The 23,947-nt window shown below is 65.9% G+C and carries 14 protein-coding genes, 3 rRNA genes and 4 pseudogenes; 16 read left to right on the forward strand and 5 right to left on the reverse strand.

Annotation, left to right across the window (positions count from 1 at the left end; genetic code table 11):
* Window positions 1-216: 216 nt before the first annotated feature.
* From ACZZ93_RS13470 to rrf, 3 genes are all read left to right on the forward strand, one after another.
* A 16S ribosomal RNA gene (locus ACZZ93_RS13470) occupies window positions 217-1,741 on the forward strand.
* A gap of 406 nt (window positions 1,742-2,147) precedes the next feature.
* A 23S ribosomal RNA gene (locus ACZZ93_RS13475) occupies window positions 2,148-5,251 on the forward strand.
* A gap of 109 nt (window positions 5,252-5,360) precedes the next feature.
* A 5S ribosomal RNA gene (rrf, locus tag ACZZ93_RS13480) occupies window positions 5,361-5,478 on the forward strand.
* The 16S, 23S and 5S rRNA genes sit together here, the layout of an rRNA operon.
* A 110-nt stretch (window positions 5,479-5,588) precedes the next feature.
* Here rrf and ACZZ93_RS13485 read toward each other — a convergent pair.
* A pseudogene (locus tag ACZZ93_RS13485) lies at window positions 5,589-6,343 on the reverse strand (IclR family transcriptional regulator).
* Between the two features lie 73 nt (window positions 6,344-6,416).
* Here ACZZ93_RS13485 and hutH point away from each other — a divergent pair.
* The 4 genes and pseudogenes from hutH to ACZZ93_RS13505 all read left to right on the forward strand — a co-directional run bounded on the left by hutH (window position 6,417) and on the right by ACZZ93_RS13505 (window position 11,728).
* A pseudogene (hutH, locus tag ACZZ93_RS13490) lies at window positions 6,417-7,957 on the forward strand (histidine ammonia-lyase).
* The gene (gene hutU, locus ACZZ93_RS13495; protein ID WP_463511298.1) at window positions 7,950-9,629 is read left to right on the forward strand and encodes a urocanate hydratase; all 1,680 of its coding nucleotides are present in this window, start codon (window positions 7,950-7,952) and stop codon (window positions 9,627-9,629) included. The pseudogene hutH and the gene hutU overlap by 8 nt, the downstream one beginning before the upstream one ends.
* Window positions 9,626-10,842: pseudogene (hutI, locus tag ACZZ93_RS13500) on the forward strand (imidazolonepropionase). The gene hutU and the pseudogene hutI overlap by 4 nt, the downstream one beginning before the upstream one ends.
* Complete coding sequence (locus ACZZ93_RS13505; protein WP_463511299.1) at window positions 10,823-11,728, forward strand: arginase family protein; 906 nt, start codon at window positions 10,823-10,825, stop codon at window positions 11,726-11,728. The pseudogene hutI and the gene ACZZ93_RS13505 overlap by 20 nt, the downstream one beginning before the upstream one ends.
* A gap of 22 nt (window positions 11,729-11,750) precedes the next feature.
* On the opposite strand, the gene cls is transcribed toward ACZZ93_RS13505, so the two are convergent.
* Together cls and ACZZ93_RS13515 are read right to left on the reverse strand one after the other, a co-directional pair.
* Window positions 11,751-13,211 (reverse strand): cardiolipin synthase, encoded by a 1,461-nt coding sequence (cls, locus tag ACZZ93_RS13510; protein WP_053097816.1) that lies wholly within the window; start codon window positions 13,209-13,211, stop codon window positions 11,751-11,753.
* A 135-nt stretch (window positions 13,212-13,346) separates the two neighbouring features.
* Window positions 13,347-14,624 (reverse strand): DUF445 domain-containing protein, encoded by a 1,278-nt coding sequence (locus tag ACZZ93_RS13515; RefSeq protein ID WP_053097814.1) that lies wholly within the window; start codon window positions 14,622-14,624, stop codon window positions 13,347-13,349.
* Window positions 14,625-14,751: 127 nt separating this feature from the next.
* On the opposite strand from ACZZ93_RS13515, the gene ACZZ93_RS13520 reads away from it, so the two are divergent.
* Genes ACZZ93_RS13520 through ACZZ93_RS13530 form a run of 3 tightly spaced genes read left to right on the forward strand, consistent with a single transcriptional unit; the run spans window position 14,752 to window position 15,745 of the window.
* Complete coding sequence (locus ACZZ93_RS13520; protein WP_053099257.1) at window positions 14,752-15,033, forward strand: type II toxin-antitoxin system prevent-host-death family antitoxin; 282 nt, start codon at window positions 14,752-14,754, stop codon at window positions 15,031-15,033.
* Window positions 15,030-15,443, forward strand: coding sequence for a PIN domain-containing protein (locus ACZZ93_RS13525; RefSeq protein ID WP_463507435.1), 414 nt, complete (start codon window positions 15,030-15,032; stop codon window positions 15,441-15,443). The genes ACZZ93_RS13520 and ACZZ93_RS13525 overlap by 4 nt, the downstream gene beginning before the upstream one ends.
* Before the next feature lie 29 nt (window positions 15,444-15,472).
* On the forward strand, window positions 15,473-15,745 hold the full coding sequence (locus ACZZ93_RS13530; RefSeq protein ID WP_053097810.1) for a metal-sensitive transcriptional regulator: 273 nt from the start codon (window positions 15,473-15,475) through the stop codon (window positions 15,743-15,745).
* Window positions 15,746-15,766: 21 nt separating this feature from the next.
* Here ACZZ93_RS13530 and ACZZ93_RS13535 read toward each other — a convergent pair whose 3' ends face one another.
* Entirely contained in the window at window positions 15,767-17,314 is a 1,548-nt protein-coding gene (locus ACZZ93_RS13535) for an amino acid permease (protein ID WP_053097808.1), read from the reverse strand.
* Between the two features lie 156 nt (window positions 17,315-17,470).
* On the opposite strand from ACZZ93_RS13535, the gene ACZZ93_RS13540 reads away from it, so the two are divergent.
* The 6 genes and pseudogenes from ACZZ93_RS13540 to ACZZ93_RS13565 all read left to right on the forward strand — a co-directional run bounded on the left by ACZZ93_RS13540 (window position 17,471) and on the right by ACZZ93_RS13565 (window position 22,505).
* Window positions 17,471-18,826: a glutamine synthetase family protein gene (locus ACZZ93_RS13540; protein ID WP_463511300.1), complete on the forward strand. Its 1,356-nt coding sequence runs from the start codon at window positions 17,471-17,473 to the stop codon at window positions 18,824-18,826.
* A 52-nt stretch (window positions 18,827-18,878) separates the two neighbouring features.
* Window positions 18,879-19,190 (forward strand): annotated as a pseudogene (locus tag ACZZ93_RS13545) (gamma-glutamyl-gamma-aminobutyrate hydrolase family protein); the annotation flags it as partial.
* 143 nt (window positions 19,191-19,333) lie between these two features.
* Window positions 19,334-19,558: a gamma-glutamyl-gamma-aminobutyrate hydrolase family protein gene (locus ACZZ93_RS13550; RefSeq protein WP_463511301.1), complete on the forward strand. Its 225-nt coding sequence runs from the start codon at window positions 19,334-19,336 to the stop codon at window positions 19,556-19,558.
* Window positions 19,555-20,916, forward strand: coding sequence for an aldehyde dehydrogenase family protein (locus ACZZ93_RS13555; RefSeq protein ID WP_463511302.1), 1,362 nt, complete (start codon window positions 19,555-19,557; stop codon window positions 20,914-20,916). The genes ACZZ93_RS13550 and ACZZ93_RS13555 overlap by 4 nt, the downstream gene beginning before the upstream one ends.
* 47 nt (window positions 20,917-20,963) lie before the next feature.
* A complete protein-coding gene (locus tag ACZZ93_RS13560) occupies window positions 20,964-21,743 on the forward strand; it encodes a 3-oxoacyl-ACP reductase (RefSeq protein ID WP_053097800.1) in 780 nt (259 codons plus the stop codon).
* Window positions 21,744-21,776: 33 nt separating this feature from the next.
* Entirely contained in the window at window positions 21,777-22,505 is a 729-nt protein-coding gene (locus ACZZ93_RS13565; protein WP_053097799.1) for a FadR/GntR family transcriptional regulator, read from the forward strand.
* A 34-nt stretch (window positions 22,506-22,539) separates the two neighbouring features.
* Here the strand turns inward: ACZZ93_RS13565 and ACZZ93_RS13570 are convergent, their stop codons facing one another.
* Window positions 22,540-23,928, reverse strand: a complete 1,389-nt coding sequence (locus ACZZ93_RS13570) for an aminotransferase class III-fold pyridoxal phosphate-dependent enzyme (protein ID WP_463511303.1) — start codon at window positions 23,926-23,928, stop codon at window positions 22,540-22,542.
* Between the last annotated feature and the right edge of the window lie 19 nt (window positions 23,929-23,947).

Raw genomic sequence — 23,947 nt, forward strand, 5'->3', positions numbered from 1 at the left:
CTGGGTCGTGGGAGCATCCGATCCTTGAGAACTCAACAGCGTGCACTTGTCAAATGCCAAATAACCTCGATTCAGCTTCGGCTGGATGAGATTCCTTTGGATCAAAGACCAACCTCCTTGTGGGGTTGGCAACGGATAAAGTCAGCAATGATTTGTCTCTTTGGTCAGCATCAAACTCGCTGCGTCACCGTTTTCCCGGTGTCGTATGCATTTCTTTTTACGGAGAGTTTGATCCTGGCTCAGGATGAACGCTGGCGGCGTGCTTAACACATGCAAGTCGAACGGTGAACACGGAGCTTGCTCTGTGGGATCAGTGGCGAACGGGTGAGTAACACGTGAGCAACCTGCCCCTGACTCTGGGATAAGCGCTGGAAACGGCGTCTAATACTGGATACGAGTAGCGACCGCATGGTCAGTTACTGGAAAGATTTATTGGTTGGGGATGGGCTCGCGGCCTATCAGCTTGTTGGTGAGGTAATGGCTCACCAAGGCGTCGACGGGTAGCCGGCCTGAGAGGGTGACCGGCCACACTGGGACTGAGACACGGCCCAGACTCCTACGGGAGGCAGCAGTGGGGAATATTGCACAATGGGCGCAAGCCTGATGCAGCAACGCCGCGTGAGGGATGACGGCCTTCGGGTTGTAAACCTCTTTTAGCAGGGAAGAAGCGAAAGTGACGGTACCTGCAGAAAAAGCGCCGGCTAACTACGTGCCAGCAGCCGCGGTAATACGTAGGGCGCAAGCGTTATCCGGAATTATTGGGCGTAAAGAGCTCGTAGGCGGTTTGTCGCGTCTGCTGTGAAATCCGGAGGCTCAACCTCCGGCCTGCAGTGGGTACGGGCAGACTAGAGTGCGGTAGGGGAGATTGGAATTCCTGGTGTAGCGGTGGAATGCGCAGATATCAGGAGGAACACCGATGGCGAAGGCAGATCTCTGGGCCGTAACTGACGCTGAGGAGCGAAAGGGTGGGGAGCAAACAGGCTTAGATACCCTGGTAGTCCACCCCGTAAACGTTGGGAACTAGTTGTGGGGTCCATTCCACGGATTCCGTGACGCAGCTAACGCATTAAGTTCCCCGCCTGGGGAGTACGGCCGCAAGGCTAAAACTCAAAGGAATTGACGGGGACCCGCACAAGCGGCGGAGCATGCGGATTAATTCGATGCAACGCGAAGAACCTTACCAAGGCTTGACATATACGAGAACGGGCCAGAAATGGTCAACTCTTTGGACACTCGTAAACAGGTGGTGCATGGTTGTCGTCAGCTCGTGTCGTGAGATGTTGGGTTAAGTCCCGCAACGAGCGCAACCCTCGTTCTATGTTGCCAGCACGTAATGGTGGGAACTCATGGGATACTGCCGGGGTCAACTCGGAGGAAGGTGGGGATGACGTCAAATCATCATGCCCCTTATGTCTTGGGCTTCACGCATGCTACAATGGCCGGTACAAAGGGCTGCAATACCGCGAGGTGGAGCGAATCCCAAAAAGCCGGTCCCAGTTCGGATTGAGGTCTGCAACTCGACCTCATGAAGTCGGAGTCGCTAGTAATCGCAGATCAGCAACGCTGCGGTGAATACGTTCCCGGGTCTTGTACACACCGCCCGTCAAGTCATGAAAGTCGGTAACACCTGAAGCCGGTGGCCTAACCCTTGTGGAGGGAGCCGTCGAAGGTGGGATCGGTAATTAGGACTAAGTCGTAACAAGGTAGCCGTACCGGAAGGTGCGGCTGGATCACCTCCTTTCTAAGGAGCATCTGACTCTTCGGAGTCCAGAACCCAGATCGAAGACGTTCGTTCTTCGCTGGGAGCTCATGGGTGGAACATTTGACATGGTGCGAAGGAAGAAGCTCTCGCTTAGTACACCGCTTGCGGTGGGAACGGGGAGGGTTTCGGATGTCGCACTTGCACGCTGTTGGGTCCTGAGGGACCGGATGCGATCTTCGGATCGTTTCTGTACCTCTGGGCCTCTTGTTGTTTCCCCTGTGGGGGTGGCGAGAAGGGGTACCGCCCGTACTTTGAGAACTACACAGTGGACGCGAGCATCTTGCAGCCGGCTTCGGTCGGTTGCACAAGATGATCTTAAAGATCATTAGTCAATTTCATGCCAGGCCTTCGGGTCTGGTGTCGATTCTGATTCAAACTCATGTGATTTCAAGTCTTTAAGAGCAAACGGTGGATGCCTTGGCATCTGGAGCCGAAGAAGGACGTAGCAATCTGCGATAAGCCTCGGGGAACTGATAAGCAAGTTTTGATCCGAGGGTGTCCGAATGGGGAAACCCCGCTGGGCGGCGTGCCGACCTAGTGACTCCCGCCTGAATATATAGGGCGGGTAGAGGGAACGTGGGGAAGTGAAACATCTCAGTACCCACAGGAAGAGAAAGCAACCGCGATTCCGTTAGTAGTGGCGAGCGAAACCGGAACAGGCTAAACCTAGCGTGTGTGATAGCCGGCAGGCGTTGCACGTTGGGGGTTGTGGGACTTTTCAGTCATCTCTGCCGAGATGGCGGCGTTACACGATGGTATAGACGAACGGTCTTGAAAGGCCGGTCATAGAGGGTGCCAACCCCGTAGTCGAAATGCCAACCGTGGCGCGAAGAGTATCCCAAGTAGCACGGGGCCCGTGAAATCCCGTGTGAATCTGTCAGGACCACCTGATAAGCCTAAATACTCCCAGATGACCGATAGCGGACAAGTACCGTGAGGGAAAGGTGAAAAGTACCCCGGGAGGGGAGTGAAATAGTACCTGAAACCGTTTGCTTACAAACCGTTGGAGCAGCCTTAGTAGCTGTGACAGCGTGCCTTTTGAAGAATGAGCCTGCGAGTTAGCGATATGTGGCGAGGTTAACCCGTTGAGGGGTAGCCGTAGCGAAAGCGAGTCTGAATAGGGCGATTCAGTCGCATGTCCTAGACCCGAAGCGAAGTGATCTATCCATGGCCAGGTTGAAGCGACGGTAAGACGTCGTGGAGGACCGAACCCACTTAGGTTGAAAACTGAGGGGATGAGCTGTGGATAGGGGTGAAAGGCCAATCAAACTTCGTGATAGCTGGTTCTCTCCGAAATGCATTTAGGTGCAGCGTTGCGTGTTTCTTGCCGGAGGTAGAGCTACTGGATGGCCGATGGGCCCTACAAGGTTACTGACGTCAGCCAAACTCCGAATGCCGGTAAGTGAGAGCGCAGCAGTGAGACTGTGGGGGATAAGCTTCATAGTCGAGAGGGAAACAACCCAGACCACCAACTAAGGTCCCAAAGCGCGTGCTAAGTGGGAAAGGATGTGGAGTTGCCTTGACAACCAGGAGGTTGGCTTAGAAGCAGCCACCCTTGAAAGAGTGCGTAATAGCTCACTGGTCAAGTGATTCCGCGCCGACAATGTAACGGGGCTCAAGCACGCCACCGAAGTTGTGGCATTGACATTATTGGTAGGCCTTCGTGGTCCAGCCGTGTTGATGGGTAGGAGAGCGTCGTGTGGCCAGCGAAGCGGCGGTGTAAACCAGCCGTGGAGGCTACACGAGTGAGAATGCAGGCATGAGTAGCGAAAGACGTGTGAGAAACACGTCCTCCGAAAGACCAAGGGTTCCAGGGTCAAGCTAATCTTCCCTGGGTAAGTCGGGACCTAAGGCGAGGCCGACAGGCGTAGTCGATGGACAACGGGTTGATATTCCCGTACCGGCGAAGAACCGCCCAAGCTAATCCAGTAGTGCTAAGTGTCTGAATCCCAGTGACTGATCCCTTCGGGGTGACGCGTTGGGCCTAGCGCACGACCCCATTCTGGTGCGGTTAGCGTATTAACAGGTGTGACGCAGGAAGGTAGTCCAAGCCAGGCGATGGTTGTCCTGGTGCAAGTGCGTAGGCCGAGAGATAGGCAAATCCGTCTCTCACATAGGCTGAGACACGATGCGGATAAAAAGTGGATGATCCTATGCTGCCAAGAAAAGCATCGACGCGAGGTTCTAGCCGCCCGTACCCCAAACCGACTCAGGTGGTCAGGTAGAGAATACCAAGGAGATCGAGAGAATCGTGGTTAAGGAACTCGGCAAAATGCCCCCGTAACTTCGGGAGAAGGGGGCCTTCGACGTATTAGGACTTGCTCCGAAAGCGTTTGGAGGCCGCAGAGACTAGTGGGTAGCGACTGTTTACTAAAAACACAGGTCCGTGCCAAGTCGCAAGACGATGTATACGGACTGACGCCTGCCCGGTGCTGGAAGGTTAAGAGGACCGGTTAGCCGCAAGGCGAAGCTGAGAATTTAAGCCCCAGTAAACGGCGGTGGTAACTATAACCATCCTAAGGTAGCGAAATTCCTTGTCGGGTAAGTTCCGACCTGCACGAATGGCGTAACGACTTCCCAACTGTCTCAACCGCGAACTCGGCGAAATTGCATTACGAGTAAAGATGCTCGTTACGCGCAGCAGGACGGAAAGACCCCGTGACCTTTACTACAGCTTGGTATTGGTGTTCGGTGTGGCTTGTGTAGGATAGGTGGGAGACTGTGAAGCATGGACGCCAGTTCATGTGGAGTCATTGTTGAAATACCACTCTGGTCACTCTGGATATCTAACTTCGAACCGTAATCCGGTTCAGGGACAGTGCCTGGTGGGTAGTTTAACTGGGGCGGTTGCCTCCCAAAAAGTAACGGAGGCGCCCAAAGGTTCCCTCAACCTGGTTGGCAATCAGGTGTCGAGTGTAAGTGCACAAGGGAGCTTGACTGTGAGACTGACAGGTCGAGCAGGGACGAAAGTCGGGACTAGTGATCCGGCAGTGGCTTGTGGAAGCGCTGTCGCTCAACGGATAAAAGGTACCTCGGGGATAACAGGCTGATCTTGCCCAAGAGTCCATATCGACGGCATGGTTTGGCACCTCGATGTCGGCTCGTCGCATCCTGGGGCTGGAGTAGGTCCCAAGGGTTGGGCTGTTCGCCCATTAAAGCGGTACGCGAGCTGGGTTTAGAACGTCGTGAGACAGTTCGGTCCCTATCCGCTGCGCGCGTAGGAAATTTGAGAGGATCTGACCCTAGTACGAGAGGACCGGGTTGGACGAACCTCTGGTGTGTCAGTTGTTCCGCCAGGAGCACCGCTGATTAGCTACGTTCGGGATGGATAACCGCTGAAAGCATCTAAGCGGGAAGCCGGCCTCAAGATGAGATTTCCATACCTTCGGGTGAGAGGCTCCCAGCCAGACTACTGGGTTGATAGGCCAGATGTGGAAGTGCAGTAATGCATGCAGCTGACTGGTACTAATAAGCCGATGACTTGATAACACACCGTTTGTTGGTGCTACGCGTCCACTGAGTGGTTCTCGATGTACGGTCGAGAACCCTACAGACAACAATGATTTGTCTATAGGTTTGATTGAAACATCAATAGTGTTTCGGCGGCCATAGCGTGAGGGAAACGCCCGGTTTACATTCCGAACCCGGAAGCTAAGCCTCACAGCGCCGATGGTACTGCAGGGGGGACCCTGTGGGAGAGTAGGACACCGCCGGACTTCTTTTACACAGAAAAGCCACCCAATGTTGGGTGGCTTTTCTGCGTTAACGTGTGCGCAAGCGCAAGCGCAGCCGTCGACTGACCGGGCGCAGCAGAGAATGCGCCGCATCAGCGCTTGAGCCGTGACTCGAGCACGGACGCCGTCTCGATCACGGCGTCCGCGAGGATACGCTCATCGAGCTCGCCGCCGGCCCAGGTCACAGCGACCGCGGCCACGGGCCAGCCCGCATGATCGCGGACGACGGCGCCGACGCTGCGCAGTCCGTCTGCCACCTCGCTGTCCTCGGTTGCATAGCCGCGTTCACGAACGGTGCGCAGGAGTTCGCGCAGTTCGCTCGGCTTCCGGGGGCCGCGTCCCGTACGGTCGGGGAACGCGGACGCGCTCGGATACAGCGCACGCACCTGCTCGCGGGGAGCGCAGCCAGCATGGCCCGCCCCGAGGCGGTGAGGTGCGCAGGCAAGCGGACGCCGACATCCGTCACGAGAGCCTGCCGTCGGGGAGCGCGCTCCTCGACGATATAGAGCACGTCGCCGCCGCTCATCACCGCCAGGTGGGTGCTCTCCCCGAGACGATCTGAGAGGGCGGCCACAAGAGGCCGCCCGATGCGCGCGAGCGGCTGCTGCCGCGCGTATCCGCCGGCGAGTTCGAATGCCGAGGTGCCGAGGCCCCAGCGCCGGTCTTCCTTCATATGCAGCACGAACCCGTGCGCAGCGAGGGTCGTGAGCAGGTGATAGACGGTCGACCGGGGCAGCTCGAGTTCGCGGGCGATCGCCGAGGCGGCGACGGGCGCGGGGCGCCCGGCCAGATAACTCAGGATCCGCAGCGTGTTGTGGGCGGCGGGCACCTGCGCGGCGGCCTCCATGTTGTCTGGGATCACAGACACAGGATGTCACGATCGCCTGCCACGCGCGACCCGTCGGGTGTGGAATCGAGACATGACCGATCTTCCCGCCGTCCTCGTCGGCGATGCACCCCTGAGCCCCGCCGACGTCGTCGCGGTGGCGCGCCATGGCGCGAGCGTTACGATCAGCTCCGCCGCTCTCGACCGGGTCGCGGAGACGCGGCGCGTGATCGACGGACTCGCGGCAGATCCGCACCCGCACTACGGCGTCTCGACGGGTTTCGGCGCGCTCGCGACGACGTTCATCGCCCCCGACCGCCGCCTTCAGCTGCAGGCGAGCCTCATCCGCTCGCACGCGGCCGGCACCGGCGCCGAGGTCGAACGCGAGGTCGTCCGCGGCCTGCAGCTGCTGCGCCTTCAGACGCTCTCCTCCGGCCGGACGGGTGTTCGCCCCGTCGTGGTCGAGACCTACGTTGCTCTGCTGAACGCGGGCATCACCCCGATCGTGCGCGAATACGGATCGCTGGGGTGTTCCGGTGACCTCGCCCTGCTCGCGCACATCGCGCTCGCGGCGATGGGAGAGGGCGATGTGCGTGACGCCGGGGGACGCTCATCCCGGCATCCGACGCGCTGGCCGCAGCCGGCATCCATCCCCTCACTCTCGTCGAGAAGGAGGGCCTCGCGCTCATCAACGGCACCGACGGCATGCTGGGCATGCTCGTGCTGGCGCTGCACGATCTCGAGACCCTGCTGATCACCGCCGACATGGCCGCGGCGATGTCGGTGGAGTCGCAGCTCGGCACGGATGCGGTCTTCGCGGCCGACCTCATGGCGCTGCGTCCCCAGTCCGGCCAGGCCGAGTCGGCGGCGAACCTGCGGGCCTTCCTGAACGATTCGCCGATCGTGCACAGCCACAAGGGACCGGAGGACGGGCGCGTGCAGGACGCATACTCCCTGCGTTGTTCGCCGCAGGTCCACGGCACCGCGCGCGACACGATGGGCTACGCATCGACCATCGCCGAGCGCGAGCTCGCCAGCGTCATCGACAACCCGGTGATCACGGTCGATGGGCGCATCGAGTCGAACGGCAACTTCCACGGTGCACCGGTCGCAGCGGTGCTGGACTTCCTGGCCATCTCGGTCGCCGACGTGGCCTCCATCTCCGAGCGGCGCACGGACCGGGCGCTCGATCCGGCACGCAACCACGGGCTGCCGCCCTTCCTCGCCGACGAGGTCGGTGTCGACTCGGGGCTGATGATCGCGCAGTACGCGGCGGCTGGAATGGTCTCGGAGCTCAAGCGGCTCGCCGTTCCGGCATCCGTCGATTCCATCCCGTCCTCGGCGATGCAGGAGGACCACGTCTCGATGGGGTGGGCTGCTGCTCGCAAGCTGCGCCGTGCGATCGACGGCCTCGGCCGTGTCATCGCGATCGAGGTGCTCACCGGTGCCCGTGCGCTGGATCTGCGCGCTCCGCTGCAGGCCGGCCCCGCGACCGGAGCGGTGCGCGACCTGGTGCGCACGGTCGCCGCGGGCCCCGGGCCCGACCGATTCCTCTCACCCGACATGGAGGCCGTGACCGCACTCGTGCAGTCCGGCGCCATCGCCCGCATCGCAAAGGAGCACGCGAATGACTGACATCACGACGGATACGACTCCGACCACCGGGCCGCGCACGGTTCGCGCCGCCCGTGGCAACCAGCGCACCGCCAAGAGCTGGGGTGCGGAGGCGGCGAAGCGGATGCTGATGAACAACCTCGACGCCGAGGTCGCCGAGCACCCCGAAGATCTCGTGGTCTACGGCGGCACGGGCAAGGCGGCGCGCAGCTGGGAGGCGTACGACGCGATCGTCCGCACGCTCGATGAGCTCGAGCCGGACGAGACGCTGCTCGTGCAGTCGGGCAAGCCGGTCGGCGTCTTCCGCACGCACGAGTGGGCGCCGCGCGTGCTGATCGCCAACTCGAACCTCGTGGGCGACTGGGCCAACTGGCCCGAGTTCCGCAAGCTCGAAGAGCTCGGTCTGATCATGTACGGCCAGATGACCGCGGGGTCGTGGATCTACATCGGCACCCAGGGCATTCTGCAGGGCACGTACGAGACGTTCTCCGCGGTCGCCCGCTCGCTGGGCAAGGACTCGCTCAAGGGAACGCTGACGCTGACCGGCGGTGCGGGCGGCATGGGCGGCGCGCAGCCGCTCGCGGTGACGCTCAACGACGGCGCCGCGCTGATCGTCGACGTCGACGAGTCGCATCTCGCCCGTCGTGTGCAGCACGGCTACCTCGACGAGTACACCACCGATCTCGATGCGGCGATCGCGCGGGTCGTCGCGGCGAAGGATGCGGGCGAAGCGCTCTCGGTGGGCGTGGTCGGCAACGCGGCCGAGGTCTTCCCCGAGCTGCTGCGCCGCGGGGTGCCGATCGACATCGTCACCGATCAGACCAGCGCGCACGACCCGCTCGCCTACCTCCCGGTCGGCATGGCCGTCGCCGACTGGAAGTCCGAGGCTGAGCGGGATGCGGAGGAGTTCACCCGCCGCTCGCGCGAGTCCATGGCTCAGCATGTCGCGGCGATGGTCGCGTTCCAGGATGCCGGGGCCGCGGTCTTCGACTACGGCAACTCGATCCGGGCCGAGGCGCAGCTCGGCGGATTCGATCGCGCCTTCGAGTTCCCGGGCTTCGTGCCGGCGTACATCCGCCCGCAGTTCGAAGAGGGTCGCGGACCCTTCCGCTGGGCGGCGCTCTCGGGCGACCCCGAGGACATCTACAAGACCGACCGTGCGATCGCCGAGCTGTTCCCCGAGGACAAGGCTCTCCACCGCTGGCTCGAGAAGGCCGGCGAGAAGGTGCACTTCGAGGGACTGCCCGCGCGCATCTGCTGGCTCGGATACAAGGAGCGCCACCTCGCCGGCCTCAAGTTCAATGAGATGGTGGCCTCGGGGGAGCTGGCCGCGCCGATCGTGATCGGCCGCGACCACCTCGACTCCGGCTCCGTGGCGTCGCCGTATCGCGAGACCGAGGCCATGAAGGACGGCTCGGACGCCATCGCCGACTGGCCCCTGCTGAACGCGCTGCTCAACACGGCATCCGGTGCGTCGTGGGTGTCGCTGCACCATGGCGGCGGAGTCGGCATCGGGCGCTCGATCCATGCAGGGCAGGTGACCGTCGCCGACGGATCGGCGCTCGCCGCCGAGAAGCTCGAACGCGTGCTCACCAACGATCCGGGCACCGGCGTCATGCGCCATGTCGACGCCGGATACGAGCACGCTCGGGACATCGCCCGTGAGCGTGGACTCAAGGTGCCGATGCTGTGAGGACCTCGCTGATCACGAACATCGCCGAGCTGACGACCAACGTCGCCTCGCCCGACGGCGACCGCTTCGGCACGCTCGTCGACGCGGCCGTGCTCATCGACGGCGAGCGGATCGCATGGGTCGGCTCCGCTGCGGATGCGCCGGAGGCCGACGTCGTCATCGACGCGGCGGGTCGCGCCGTCATCCCCGGTTTCGTCGACAGCCACAGCCACCTGGTCTTCGGAGGCGACCGCGCCGCGGAGTTCGAGGCCCGGATGGCGGGGCAGCGATACGCCGCCGGCGGCATCCGCTCGACCGTGGTCGCGACACGAGCGGCGAGCGACGACGAGCTGCGCGCGCGTCTGCGGGGTTTCGTCGACGAGATGCTCGCCCAGGGCACCACGACGGTCGAGATCAAGAGCGGCTATGGCCTGAGCGTGCGAGACGAGGAGCGCCTGGTGCGCCTCGCGGCGGAAGTCACGCCCGAGGTCACCTTCCTCGGAGCGCACGTGGTGCCGGTGGAGTACGCCGACCGCGCGGACGAGTACGTCGACTTGGTGACAGGGCCGATGCTCGACGCGTGCGCTCCGCTGGCGAAGTGGATCGACGTGTTCTGTGAGACGGGTGCGTTCTCGGTCGAGCAGTCGCGAAGGGTGCTCGAGGCGGGCATCGCACAGGGGCTCGTTCCCCGAGTGCACGCGAGTCAGCTCGGCCCGGGTGAGGGAGTACGCCTCGCCGTCGACCTCGGCGCGGCATCCGTCGACCACGGCACCTACCTGACCGACTCCGACATCGAGGCGCTGGCAGCATCCGACACGGTGCTCACGCTGCTCCCCGGGGTGGAGTTCTCGACGCGCCAGCCGTATCCCGACGCGCGACGACTCATCGACGCGGGCGTGACCGTGGCGATCGCCTGCGACACGAATCCGGGATCGAGCTTCACGTCGTCGATGCCGTTCTGCATCGCGCTCGCGGTGCGCGACATGGGCCTGACCCCCGCCGAGGCGGTGTGGGCGGCGACCGCCGGGGCGCTCTGGCGCTGCGCCGCGACGATGTCGGCGTGATCACGCCGGGCGCGCGGGCGGACCTCGTGCTGCTGTCGGCGCCGACCCGCATCCATCTCGCCTACCGACCAGGAGTCCCGCTCGTCGAGCGGGTGTGGAAGGACGGCGTCGGGATCTTCGCGGCACCCGGAACGGCAGAGGGGACGAACCATGGCACTGTCGCACGATGAGCTCTGGCCGCGCGCGGGCTCCTGGCCCGGGTTCGAGACAGGGGATGACGCGGATGCCGTGCTGCTCGGCGTGCCGACCTGGCGCACCTCGCTGTCACCGACCGGAGCGCACGCGACGACTGCCGCGATCCGCGAGGCGCTCACCCGGTACAGCGCGACGCTCATGGGGCCGCCCGTGGTCGATCTCGGGGCGGCACTCCGCGTGCTCGATGCCGGGGACGTCGACGAGCCGGACGGCGAGGACGGCATCGCGACCACCGTCCGGCGCGTGCGCGAGCTCGCTGACGCCACCCGTCTCGTCATCGCACTCGGGGGCGACAACGCCCTGACCTATCCGGTGGCGCGCGGCGCCGGGGCTACCGGACTCATCACCATCGACGCGCACTTCGATCTGCGTGACGGCATCTCGAACGGATCGCCCGTCCGTCGGCTGATCGAAGACGCGCCCGATGGCGAGAGGATCGACCCGACGAGGATCGTCCAGATCGGCATCGCGGACTTCGCGAACTCCGCCGCCTACGCGGCGCGTGCTGCCGGGTGGGGAATCCGCGTGATCACCCTCGACGAGGTTCGCCGCCGGGGCATCGAGGACGTCGTCGCGGAGGCGACGCGCATCGCCGGAGCGGGTGCCGCCGCCCGCATCCACCTCGACGTCGACGTCGACGCGGCCGACCGTTCCGCGGCGCCGGGCTGCCCGGCATCCGTTCCCGGCGGCTTCGCCGCGTGGGAGCTGCGCCACCTCGTGCGCGCGATCGTCGGCGACCCGCGAGTGGTCAGCGCCGACATCGCCGAGGTCGATGCGACCGCTGACACCGACGACCTGCGCACGGTGAGGCTCGCCGCGCTGTGCGTGCTCGAGATGCTCGCGGCGCTCGCGTCCCGCTGACACGGCGTCGGGAGAGCGCCACTCAGTTCAGCGCCGATGTCAGCCGGAACAGGCCGTCGAGGAAGGTCGACTTCGCAGGCTCGCGCAGCCATTCGTCGAGTGTCAGCTCCCGCCCGGCGGCGCGGTACTTCTGCTCGACCTGGCGCATCTGCGCGACGAAGGACCCGCCCCGCACCAGCAGCGACATCTCGGAGTTGAGGCTGAAGGAGCGGATGTCCATGTTGCTCGAGCCGATCACGGCGATGTCGTCGTCGATCGAGAAGTGCTTGGCGTGCAGGATGTACGGCGCGGGGTAGAGGAAGATGCGCACTCCGGCTCGCAGCAGCGTCTCGTAGTACGACCGCTGTGCGTGATAGACCATCGCCTGGTCGCCGAGCTCCGATACGAACAGCTGCACGTCGAGTCCGCGCTGGCATGCCGTGGTGATGGCATAGATCATCGCCTCGTCGGGCACGAAGTACGGGCTCGTCAGGATGACCTTCTCGGTCGCGCCGTGGATGAGCGAGAGGAACATCCGCAGATTGTTCTCGGTGCCGTATGCCGGCCCGCTCGGCACCATCTGGCAGTGCAGATCGGCGGGTGGAGGTGCGGGAACGGCGGTGGCCGGTACGCGTTCGACCGCGGACAGGTCCTCGCCGGTCTCGATGAGCCAGTCCGACAGGAACACCGCATCGACCTGGGCGACGACCGGTCCGTCGACGCGGGACACCAGCTCCTGCCACATGAGGCCGCGTCTGATGTTCTTCTCCGAGTTGTAGTCGCGGGAGATGAGATTCTGCGAGCCGACGAAACCGACGTGGCCGTCGACGACGACGAGTTTGCGGTGGTTGCGCAGATCGGGGCGCTGGTACTCGCCCTTGAGCGGGCGAACCGGCAGCATCCATGCCCACGTCACGCCGACCCGGTCGAGCTCCGCGAAGGTCTCCTCCGACTTCGGGATCTTGCGCGAGGCGATGTAGTCGGCCAGCAGGCGCACCGTCACCCCGCGGGCGACGGCCCTCTCCATCGCGTCGAAGAAGCCCCGGGTCGTCTCGTCGCGCGCCGCGATGTAGAACTCCACGTGCACGTATCGCTCGGCGGAGTCGATGGCTGCGGCCATCGCGTCGATCGATGCCTGGTAGTCGTCGATCAGCTGCGCCGACGAGCCACCGACCATCGGCAGGCCGGTGAGGGCGTGATTCTGCTGCGCGACACGCTGCAGCCACCGCGGAGCCTCGGCATCCGGAAGGTCGAGGGCGCGCTCGGCGATCATCGCCGTGATGCGCTGCTGCTCGTCACGGCGCTTCTTCGGCAGCCGGAAGTCTCCGATCAGCAGGTAGAGCGCGATGCCGATGAAAGGAAGCAGGAACACGAGCAGCAGCCAGGCCATCGCCGCGGTGGGCTTGCGATCGCGCGGGATGTAGATCAGCGCGAGCACGTTGATGCAGAACGCCGCGATTGCGAGCACCGACCAGACCAGGTTCGCGGAGAGCAGCGAGTCCATGACTCCTCCTTCGAGGGATGCCGGCATGCCAGAGGGGTTCCCCGTGCGACCTGCGCGAGTGAGGTGCACGCTAGCAGTGGCGCGGCCGCCCCTCCACAGGCCCTCACCCGGAGGGTGCGATGCCGTCCGCCCTGCTCAGACCCCGGGGATCAGCAGGTGCGCGATCGTGAAGATCGCCAGGCCCGCGAGCGCGCCGACGAACGTGCCGTTCAGACGGATGTACTGCAGGTCGCGGCCGACCATGAGCTCGATCTTCTCGGTCGTCTCGACCGGGTCCCAGCGCTCGACGGTGTCGGTGATGATCGACGCGATGTCGTGGCGGTAGCGGTCGACGAGGAACACCGCGGCATCCGACACCCACGTGTCGACGCGGTGCTGCAGCGCGGCATCCGTCGTGAGCCTGTCGCCGATCTCCTGCAGAGCCTGTGCTGCCCGCACACGCAGACCGCTCTCGGGGTCGGCGAGGGCGGTGAGCAGTCCGTTCTTCGCCGTGTCCCAGGCCTCGGCGGCGAGGGCGCCCACGCGGGGGCTGTCGAACAGCGATGCCTTGGCGTTCTCGAGCTTGGCCCTCGTCGCGGGGTCGTTCTGCAGACTGTCGGCGAGGCGGGCGAGGTAGCCGTCGACGGCGATGCGCGCCGGATGCTTCGGGTCGGCCTGCACGGCGCGGACGAACTTGACCGCCTCGTTGTAGGCGGTGTCGTCGACGAATCGGTGGGCGAGCTTCGGCACCCATCCAGGGAGCCTGCGCGAGATGAGTCCCGAGAACGACTCGGCGTTCGCATCCAGCCAGCGGCCGATGCTGTCGGCGGCGAGGTCGACCGCCCCGTGATGCGCATCGGCCTCGACGATCTTCTCGAGCCAGGCGCCGGCGGGCGGTCCCCACTCGGGAGAGACGAGGTGCTCGCGGGCGAGGTCGGTGATGAGGTCGCGCACGTCGTCGTCGCTGAGAGCGTTCAGGACGGCGGTCGCGATCGTCGCCCCCTCGGCCGCCACGCGTTCGGCGTGGGCGGGCTCACGCAGCCATTCACCGGCGCGCTTCGCGATCGCCGTGCTCGCGAGCTTGGTGCGCACGACGCTCGCCTCGAGGAAGTTCGTCTCGACGAACTCGCCCAGCGTGCGGCCGATCTCGTCTTTGCGGTTCGGGATGATCGCGGTGTGCGGAATGGGCAGCCCCAGCGGCCGACGGAAGAGCGCGGTCACGGCGAACCAGTCGGCGAGAGCACCCACCATGCCGCCCTCGGCGGCGGCGCGGACGTAGGCCAACCACGGCTGACGCTCCTGGAAGGCGAACGCGATCACGAACACGACGGCCATGAAGATCAGGGCGCCGAGAGCCACCGCCTTCATGCGTCGAAGAGCGCGAAGTCGTACCTGGTCTGCGGGCGACAGGAGCGCCATCGGGGTTCGCGGCATGACGTCATCCTTTCACGGGGAGTCCTCGCTGAGGTCGGCTTGCAGCGTCCGGTCCGTTCGCCCTTCACCGAGTCCACGCTGTGTAGTACTCTCACTACAGTTCGAAAGGGGGTCCATCGTGTTCACCATGACCGCTCGAGAGTTCAACCAGTCCGTCGCGCGCGCTCAGCGCGTCGCCGACGGGCAGCCCGTGATGATCACGAGACGTGGCGAGCCCGCCTACGTACTGCTGAGCATCGGAGAGTACGAACGCCTCCGGCCCGCCGCTCTGACGGAGGACACGCGATCCTTCCTGGACGTCGTCCGGCCCCTCCCTGAGGGGGCGGATCCCGATGACGTCTTCGGTCAGATCATGGACGAGATCGCCGCCGACAGATCGCGTGACTTCGGACGAGAGATCGACCTGTGACACCGTTCCTGGTCGACACGAACGTGATCTCGGAGATCCGTCGGCCCAGGCCCGACCTCGGCGTGGCGCGGTGGTTCGGCGCGACGGCTCGGGAGTCCATGCACATCAGCGTGATCACCGGGCTCGAACTCGAGCGCGGCGTCCTCCTGGCGCGGAGACGGGATGCCGTCGCCGCCGCGTCTCTGGAACGGTGGCTGGACTCGGTCAGAAGCGGACTGGTGCACCCCGCTCTCGAGGTGACGCAGGCGATCGCTCAGATCACCGCAGCCATCCAAGTGCCGAACCGGCGTCCGCTCGGCGACTCGCTCATCGCGGCCACCGCGCTGCACCACGGACTGACGCTGGTCACCCGCAACGAGAGAGACTTCGACATCCCGGGACTCGCTGTCCTCAACCCGTTCTCGGTCTGACCGAGGCAGGATCCGAGTACCCTCGAATCGTGATCGAAGACATCAAGAAGCGTGCGCTGCACCGCACCAGCATCCTCGAGGGTCAGATGCGCGGAGTCGCGCGGATGATCGAGAGCGAGGAGTACTGCATGGACATCATCACGCAGTCCCGCGCGATCCAGCGCTCGCTCGAGTCCCTCAACCGCCTGCTGCTCGAGAACCATCTGCGCACGCACGTGACGCACATGTTCGACGAGGGCGGGGAGGAGCGCGACAAGGCCGTCGACGAGCTGCTCAAGGCGTTCGACTTCGACCGCAAGTAGCGCCGCGCTCCTCCGCCCCGGTCAGCGTCCGCCGCCGAACACCTCGCCCTCCATGGCGTCGTAGCCCTCGGCCTGCGGGTCGCCGTGCGAACCGCCTGACAGCGCGTACTCCTCTTCGGGCGAGAGCACGAGGCGGTGTCGGAAGAACAGGCCGAATCCGAGCAGGATGATCGCGTAGACGATCGCGATCGCGATGATCGCCGGGCCGAACGTCGGGTTGAGCAGGAAGCCCACGAAGATCAGTGCCGCGATCACCAGGGCGATCACCGCGCCGGGGATGCCCCACGGGCTGACGTACGGACGGTCGACGTTGGGGAACTTCTTGCGCAGGATGATGAACGACACGAGCTGCAGTCCATAGGCGACGACGGCTCCCCACACGGCGATGTTCAGCACGATCGCGCCGGCGACCGTTCCGGCACCCTCCGAGTCAACGGCGGTGAGCACGTCGAGCACGATCAGCGCCACGAAGCCGACCGCCGCGCCGACAGTGAGCGCGACCCACGGGGTCTGCCGCTTTCCGGTGAGCGAGAGGAAGCGGGGGTAGTAGCCGGCGCGGGACAGTGAGTACATGTTGCGTCCGTAGGCGAACATGATTCCCTGCAGCGACGCGAGCAGGCCGATGAGGGCGAACAGCGCGAGCACGGCGGCGAGCTGGTCGCCGACGATCGCGCGGAAGCCGTCGAGCAGCGGCTCACCGGCGGTGCCGGTGGCCTCGGCGCCGATCACGCCGGTGTTCAGGAACAGCACCAGGAGTCCGGTGACGATCAGGGTGCCGCGGGCCCAGAATCCTGCCTTCGGGATGTCGCGGGTCGGGTTGTGCGACTCCTCGGCCGCGAGCGGGAGCTCCTCGATGCCGAGGAAGAACCACATCGCGAACGGCAGCGCGAACAGGATCGGCAGGACGCCGTGCGGAAGGAACGCGGTCTGGCCCTCGTCGGGGACGATGTCCCACAGGGCATCCCACGAGAACGCGCCGGAGAAGATCGCCATGGCGGAGAACACCAGGATGATGCCGATGGAGATCACGGAGACGACGATCGCGAAGCGGAACGAGATGGCGGCGCCCGCGGAGTTCAGGGCGATGAAGACGACGTAGAGGATGAGGTACCAGACCCAGCCTGGCAGTTCGAGGCCGAGCAGCTCGCTCGTGATGCCGTTGGCATACGACGCCGAGAAGTAGACGATCACCGCCGTGGTCGCGACGTACTCGATGGTCTCGGCGGCTCCGGTGACGAGACCGCCCCACGGACCCATGGCCGAGCGGGCGAAGGAGTACGCGCCGCCGGTATGCGGCATCGCGGCCGCCATCTCGCCGATCGCGAAGATCATGCCGTAGTACATCGCCACGAGGATGGCGAACGCGATCAGCATCCCGCCGAAACCCGCGAAGTCGATGCCGAAGTTCCAGCCGGAGAAGTCGCCCGAGATCACCGCGGCGACCGCCAGACCCCACAGGCCCCAGACGCCGGCCGACCTCTTCAGCGTCCGTTTCTCGAAGTAGTCACTCCCGGCACGTGTATAGGTCGCTCCGGCGACCTTGCGGGATTCATTGCTCTGCTGGGACATCCGCTCTCCGTTCGCATGCGTGCAGGCGCCGGGTGCACCTTGCGGATGATTGTGACAGTCAATGGTGGTTTCGTCTACCTTTAAACGACGAGTTGATCTACTCTGAGGGCGAAGCCGGTCGGCCGATCGCTTCACCGCACGAGAACGGAGCGTCAGATGTCGGGCAACCTGAGCATCGAACAGCTGGATGCCGGCATCGCCGCCGGTGAGATCGACACGGTGATCGTGGCCTTCGCGGATGCGCAGGGGCGACTGGTCGGCAAACGCGTGTCGGCGCGGCTGTTCCAGGAGGACATCCTGGCTCACGGGGCCGAGGCCTGCGACTACCTGCTGTCGGTCGACGTCGACATGAACACCGTCGACGGCTATGCGATGTCGGGGTGGGACCGCGGCTACGGAGACATGGTGCTGAAGCCCGACGTCGAGACCCTGCGCAACATCCCGTGGCTCGAGGGCACCGCGCTGGTCATGTCCGATCTCGTGTGGCAGAACGGCGAACCCGTCGGGCCCTCGCCCCGGGCGATCCTCGATCGCCAGCGCGACCGCCTCGCCGGGCGGGGCTGGACCGCGTACTCGGGCACCGAGCTCGAGTTCATCGTCTTCGACAACACCTACCGCGACGCCTGGGCGCGCAAGTACGACGGGCTGACACCCGCGACCGACTACAACGTCGACTACAACCTGCTCGCCTCGACCCGCATGGAGCCGCTGCTGCGTGACATCCGCAACAGCATGGACGGCGCGGGCCTGTACTGCGAGGGCGTGAAGGGCGAGTGTAACTTCGGTCAGCAGGAGATCGCGTTCCGCTATGCGGAGGTGCGGGAGACCGCCGACCAGCACGCGATCTACAAGAACGGCGCGAAGGAGATCGCCGAGCAGCACGGCAAGGCGCTCACGTTCATGGCCAAGTTCAACGAGCGGGAGGGCAACAGCTGCCACATCCACCTGTCGCTGCGCGACGAGTCGGGTGCCCCGGTCATGGCAGGCGACGGAGAGCACGGCTTCAGTCCCGTGATGGAGCACTGGATCGCCGGCATCCTCGCCACTCTGCGCGAATTCACCCTGCTGCTCGCGCCGAACATCAACTCGTACAAGCGTTTCGCGAAGGGCAGCTTCGCGCCGACCGGTGTGGCATGGGGCATCGACAACCGCACCTGCGCTCTGCGGGTAGTCGGCCATGGATCGGGGCTGCGGGTCGAGAACCGGGTGCCCGGCGGAGATGTGAACCCGTACCTCGCGATCTCGGCGATCATCGCGGGCGGTCTGCACGGCATCGAGAACGAACTGCCGCTGCCCGAGCGCTTCACCGGCAACGCCTACGAGGATGCGGTCGACCACCTGCCGACCACCCTGCGCGAGGCGGCGAAGCTGTTCAGCGAATCGACCATCGCGCGGGCGGCGTTCGGCGACGACGTGGTCGAGCACTATCTGAACCAGGCCCGCATCGAGGTGGAAGCCTACGACGCGGCCGTCACCGACTGGGAGCGCATCCGTGGCTTCGAGCGCCTCTGACCCCGCGCCGCTGATCGGCGTCACGACCTATCTCGAGCGCGCGCAGCAGGGGGTGTGGGATGTCAGGGCCGCGTTCCTGCCGGAGCAGTACCTCACAAGCGTGACCTCCTCCGGCGGCATCGCCCTTCTTCTCCCGCCCCAGGATCCGGATGCCGCGGACGCGGCGATCTCAGGGATGGACGGACTCGTGCTCTCGGGTGGCGCGGACGTCGCCCCCGAGCTCTACGGCGAGGACCGGCATCCGCTCACCGACCCCGCGAGGGTCGACCGCGACGCGTGGGAGCTCGCGCTCTTCCAGGCGGCCGAGCGTCGTGGCATCCCGGTGCTCGCCATCTGCCGCGGTCTGCAGCTCGTGAACGTCGCCCGCGGCGGAACCCTGCAGCAGCACCTGCCCGAGTCGCTCGGCACCGAGAAGTACCGCATCGGCGGCGGTGTCTTCGCCGAGAACGACGTCGCGGTGTCGACCGACACCCCCTCGCCGACATCATCGGCGAGACCGAGATGCGGGTGCACAGCTACCACCACCAGGGGGTCGACCGTCTCGGCGAGGGGCTTGTGGCGGCGGCCCACTCCGATGACGGCCTCGTGCAGGCCTTCGTCGACACGTCAGCCGGCCACATCGTCGGCGTCCAATGGCACCCCGAGGAGAACGCCGAGGATCGGCGGCTCTTCACCGATCTCGTCTCACAGGCCCGTGCGTTCGCCGCGCGGCGGAAGGAGGACGCCCGATGAGCGCGTTCACAGTCATCAACCCGTCGACCGGCGCGGTGATCCGCGAGGTCGCGCGCGCCGACATCGGAGAGACGGATGCCGCGATCGCGCGCGCTGTCGCAGCGCAGCGACGGTGGGCGGCGCTCGCCCCGGTCGCGCGGGCTGACGCGCTGCGGTCCTTCGCTCGTGCGGTCGAGGCGGCCACGGAGGAGCTCGCACAGCTCGAGGTGCGGAACTCCGGGCATCCGATCGGCTCGGCCCGCTGGGAGGCCGGACACGTCGCGCAGGTGCTCAACTACTACTCGGCCGATCCCGAGCGACTGTCGGGTCGGCAGATCCCGGTGGCCGGCGGACTCGACGTCACCTTCCACGACCCCTACGGCGTGGTCGGAGTCATCGTGCCGTGGAACTTCCCGATGACGATCGCGGCGTGGGCGTTCGCGCCGGCGCTCGCCGCAGGCAACGCCGTCGTCCTGAAGCCCGCCGAACTCACGCCGTTGACAGCCATCCGACTCGGCGAGCTCGCCCTCGAGGCGGGCCTTCCCGAAGGGATGTTCGAGGTGGTCACCGGGTCGGGATCCGTGGTGGGGCAGCGGCTCGTCGAGCACCCCGACGTCCGCAAGGTCGTGTTCACCGGGTCGACCGAGGTCGGCATCGAGGTCGCCGCCGGATGCGCTCGCGCGCTCAAGCCCGTGACGCTCGAGCTCGGCGGCAAGAGCGCCAACATCGTCTTCGCCGACGCCGACCTCGAGAAGGCCGTCGCCGCGGTGCCCGGCTCGGTGTTCGACAACGCGGGCCAGGACTGCTGCGCCCGCAGCCGGCTGCTCGTGCAGCGATCGGTGTACGACCGGTTCCTCGAGATGCTCGAACCCGCGGTCAGGGCGTGGCGTGTGGGCGACCCGTCGAGTGCCGACACCGACATGGGGCCGCTCATTTCGGCCGCGCATCGCGACACCGTGTCGGGGTTCCTCGACGACGCGAACGTCGCGTTCCGCGGCAGCGCTCCGAGCGGCGACGGATTCTGGTTCGCGCCCGCCGTGGTGCTTGCCGACCCGTCCGACCGGATCGCCCAGCAGGAGGTGTTCGGCCCGGTCGTCGCGGTGATGCCGTTCGAGGACGAGGCCGATGCGATCCGCCTGGCGAACGACACCGCCTACGGTCTCGCCGGGTCGATCTGGACCGAGAGCCTCGGACGGGCCGTGCGCGTCTCGCGCGGCGTGCAGAGCGGCGTGCTCTCGGTGAACTCGCACTCGTCGGTGCGCTACGCGACGCCGTTCGGCGGCATGAAGGCATCCGGACTCGGGCGCGAGCTCGGTCCCGACGCCGCAGAGCACTTCACCGAGACCAAGAACGTCTTCTTCGCGACAGACGAATCCTGACCAGCGACACCCGGCCCGACCATCCCCACCTGCAACGGAGAGCACACATGACCATCGATCTGACCCAGCGCCTCAAGGACCGCGTCGCGATCATCACCGGAGGGGCGAGCGGGATCGGCTTCGCCACCGCTCAGCGCTTCGCGGCCGAAGGCGCGTTCGTCGTCATCGCCGACGTCGACCCCGCCACGGGCGAGAAGGCGGCGGCCGAGGTGGGCGGTGCGTTCCGTCCCGTCGACGTGGCCGACGAGACCATGGTGAACACGCTCTTCGACGGCGTCGCCGCGGAGTTCGGCCGTATCGACATCGCCTTCAACAACGCCGGCATCTCGCCCGCCGACGACGACTCGATCGAGACGACCGAGCTGCCGGCCTGGGATCGCGTGCAGGACGTGAACCTGAAGAGCGTGTACCTGTGCAGCCGTGCGGCACTGCGCCACATGGTGCCGGCGGGTCGCGGATCGATCATCAACACCGCGTCGTTCGTCGCCCTGCTGGGGTCGGCGACCTCGCAGATCAGCTACACCGCGTCGAAGGGCGGCGTGCTGGCGATGTCGCGCGAGCTCGGCGTGCAGTTCGCGCGACAGGGCGTGCGGGTGAACGCGCTGTGCCCCGGGCCGGTGAACACGCCGCTGCTGCAGGAGCTGTTCGCCAAGGACCCCGAGCGCGCGCAGCGACGACTCGTGCACGTGCCGATGGGGCGCTTCGCCGAGCCGTCCGAGCTGGCCGCCGCTGTGGCCTTCCTCGCCTCGGACGACTCATCGTTCATCACCGCCAGCGCCTTCGTGGTCGACGGCGGCATCACGAACGCCTACGTCACCCCGCTGTGAAGCGGGACCATGTCACTGTGACAAGGTGAAAGCATGAGCGAGCACCCTTCCGACGGCGATCTCGTCGAGGTGCGCCGGGCGGTCTACCGGCCGCTTCGCCGAGGCAACGCCCTCGAGGATGCGGTGGCTCGCCTCGTGCAGACCATCCGCCTCGGCGTCGTCGCCCCGGGGGAGTCGCTGCCGCCGGAACGAGAGCTCGCCGCCTCGTTCGGCGTCAGTCGCGACACCGTGCGCGAGGCGATCCGCGAACTCGCCGACACCGGATACCTGGTGCCCAAGCGGGGGCGCTACGGCGGCACGTTCATCGCCGATCCGCTGCCCCAGCCCTCGGACGCCGGGGAGGTCACGGCGGACGAGATCGACGATGTGCTGGGGCTGCGGCGGGTGCTCGAGACGGGAGCGGTGCGGGCTGCGGCGAGCCGGGCGCTGGATGCCGCGACCCGCGCCGACCTGTGGGCGCGACATGAGGCCGCGCTGCCCGCCGGGCCCGAAGAGTATCGGCGTCTCGACACGCTGCTGCACCTCGCGATCGCGGAGGCGGCCGGCATCCCCTCGCTCGTCGCGCTGGTCGCCGAGAACCGGGCCGACGTCAATGCGTGGCTCGACACGTTCCCGCTGATGCCGCGCAACATCCAGCACTCGGGTGAGCAGCATGAGCAGATCGTGACGGCGATCCTCGCCGGGCGGCCCGACGTCGCCGAGGCGGCGATGCGCGATCACCTCGCCGGTTCCGAAGCGCTGCTGCGCGGATTCCTGATCTGAACCCGCGCAGCAGCGGCTGCGCCTCACGGCACTGTCAGCTCGTGGCTGCCTCGTCGGCCACGGCGAGAGCCTCGTCGAGCACGGCCAGACCGCGCACGAGATCGTCCTCGCCGATCACGAGCGGCGGTGCCACGTGCATGCGGTTGAAGTGCGTGAACGGCCAGACACCCGCCTTCTTGGCGGCGGCGGCGAAGGCGGCGACGGTCGCGGCATCCGCTCCGCTCGCGTTGAACGGCACGAGCGGCTCGCGCGTCTCCTTGTCGCGAACCAGCTCGACGGCCCAGAAGAGCCCGCGGCCGCGTACCTCTCCGACGCTCGGGTGGGTGTCGACCCAGCGGCGCAGGGTCGGCTCGACGATGCGCTCGCCGAGGTCGCGCACCCGCTCGAGGATGCGGTCGCGGCGGAACACCTCGAAGGTGGCGACGCCCGCGGCGCACGCGAGCGGATGCCCGGAGTACGTGAGCCCTCCCGCGAACGGCGTGGCGTCGAAGGCCTTCGCGATGCGCTCGGAGATGACGACGCCGCCGAGCGGCACGTACCCGGAGTTCACGCCTTTCGCGAAGGTGATCAGGTCGGGACGCCCGTCGTACGCGTCGATGCCGAACCACTCGCCGAGGCGGCCGAAGCCGACCATGACCTCGTCCGCGATGTAGACGATGCCGTAGCGGTCGCACAGCTCGCGCACGCCCTGCAGGTAGCCGGGCGGCGGCACGAGCACGCCGTTCGTGCCGACGACGGTCTCGATGATGATCGCCGCGATCGTCGAGGGTCCTTCGAGCTGGATGGTCTGCTCGAGGTGGGCGAGGGCGCGCTCGGACTCCTGCTCCGGCGTCTCGGCGTGGAACGGCGAGCGGTAGAGGTAGGGCCCGAAGAAGCGCACGGCTCCGGAATCCGGTGTGCCGTTCGCCCACCGGCGAGGATCACCCGTCAGCGAGATCGCCGTCGAGGTCGACCCGTGATAGCTGCGGTACATCGACAGCACCTTGTGGCGGCCCGTCGACTGGCGCGCCATGCGCACGGCGTACTCGTTGGCCTCGGCGCCGCCGTTGGTGAAGAAGACCTTCTCGAAGCCTTCGGGCGCGACCTCGACGATGAGTCGGGCGAGCTCGCCCCGCACGTCGTTGGCCATCGCCGGCTGGATGGTCGAGAGGCGACCCGCCTGCTGCTGGATCGCGGCCACGAGGTCGGGATGCTGGTGCCCCAGGTTGAGGTTCACCAGCTGGCTCGAGAAGTCGAGGTAGGCGTTGCCGGCGTAGTCCCAGAACGTCGAGCCCTCACCCGCGGCGACGGGCAGCGGATCGATGAGTCCCTGGGCGCTCCAGGAGTGGAAGACGTGGCCGCGGTCGTCCGCCCGCACCTGCGCCTCGGCCTCGGGGGCGGGGAGCGGATGCGATGCGCCGTGGCGATCGATGAAGTTCGTCATGTCTCGTGTCTCGGTTCTC

The sequence above is a fragment of the Microbacterium sp. AC026 genome (assembly GCF_979258475.1).

Coding starts and splice junctions, on each gene's coding strand:
- ACZZ93_RS13540 (WP_463511300.1), top strand. CDS start 17,471: ATGTCGGGCAACCTGAGCATCGAACAGCTGGATGCCGGCATCGCCGCC.
- ACZZ93_RS13520 (WP_053099257.1), top strand. CDS start 14,752: ATGACCGCTCGAGAGTTCAACCAGTCCGTCGCGCGCGCTCAGCGCGTC.
- ACZZ93_RS13555 (WP_463511302.1), top strand. CDS start 19,555: ATGAGCGCGTTCACAGTCATCAACCCGTCGACCGGCGCGGTGATCCGC.
- ACZZ93_RS13570 (WP_463511303.1), bottom strand. CDS start 23,928: ATGACGAACTTCATCGATCGCCACGGCGCATCGCATCCGCTCCCCGCC.
- ACZZ93_RS13505 (WP_463511299.1), top strand. CDS start 10,823: ATGGCACTGTCGCACGATGAGCTCTGGCCGCGCGCGGGCTCCTGGCCC.
- ACZZ93_RS13515 (WP_053097814.1), bottom strand. CDS start 14,624: ATGCCGCGAACCCCGATGGCGCTCCTGTCGCCCGCAGACCAGGTACGA.
- hutU (WP_463511298.1), top strand. CDS start 7,950: ATGACTGACATCACGACGGATACGACTCCGACCACCGGGCCGCGCACG.
- ACZZ93_RS13565 (WP_053097799.1), top strand. CDS start 21,777: ATGAGCGAGCACCCTTCCGACGGCGATCTCGTCGAGGTGCGCCGGGCG.
- cls (WP_053097816.1), bottom strand. CDS start 13,211: ATGGACTCGCTGCTCTCCGCGAACCTGGTCTGGTCGGTGCTCGCAATC.
- ACZZ93_RS13560 (WP_053097800.1), top strand. CDS start 20,964: ATGACCATCGATCTGACCCAGCGCCTCAAGGACCGCGTCGCGATCATC.
- ACZZ93_RS13535 (WP_053097808.1), bottom strand. CDS start 17,314: ATGTCCCAGCAGAGCAATGAATCCCGCAAGGTCGCCGGAGCGACCTAT.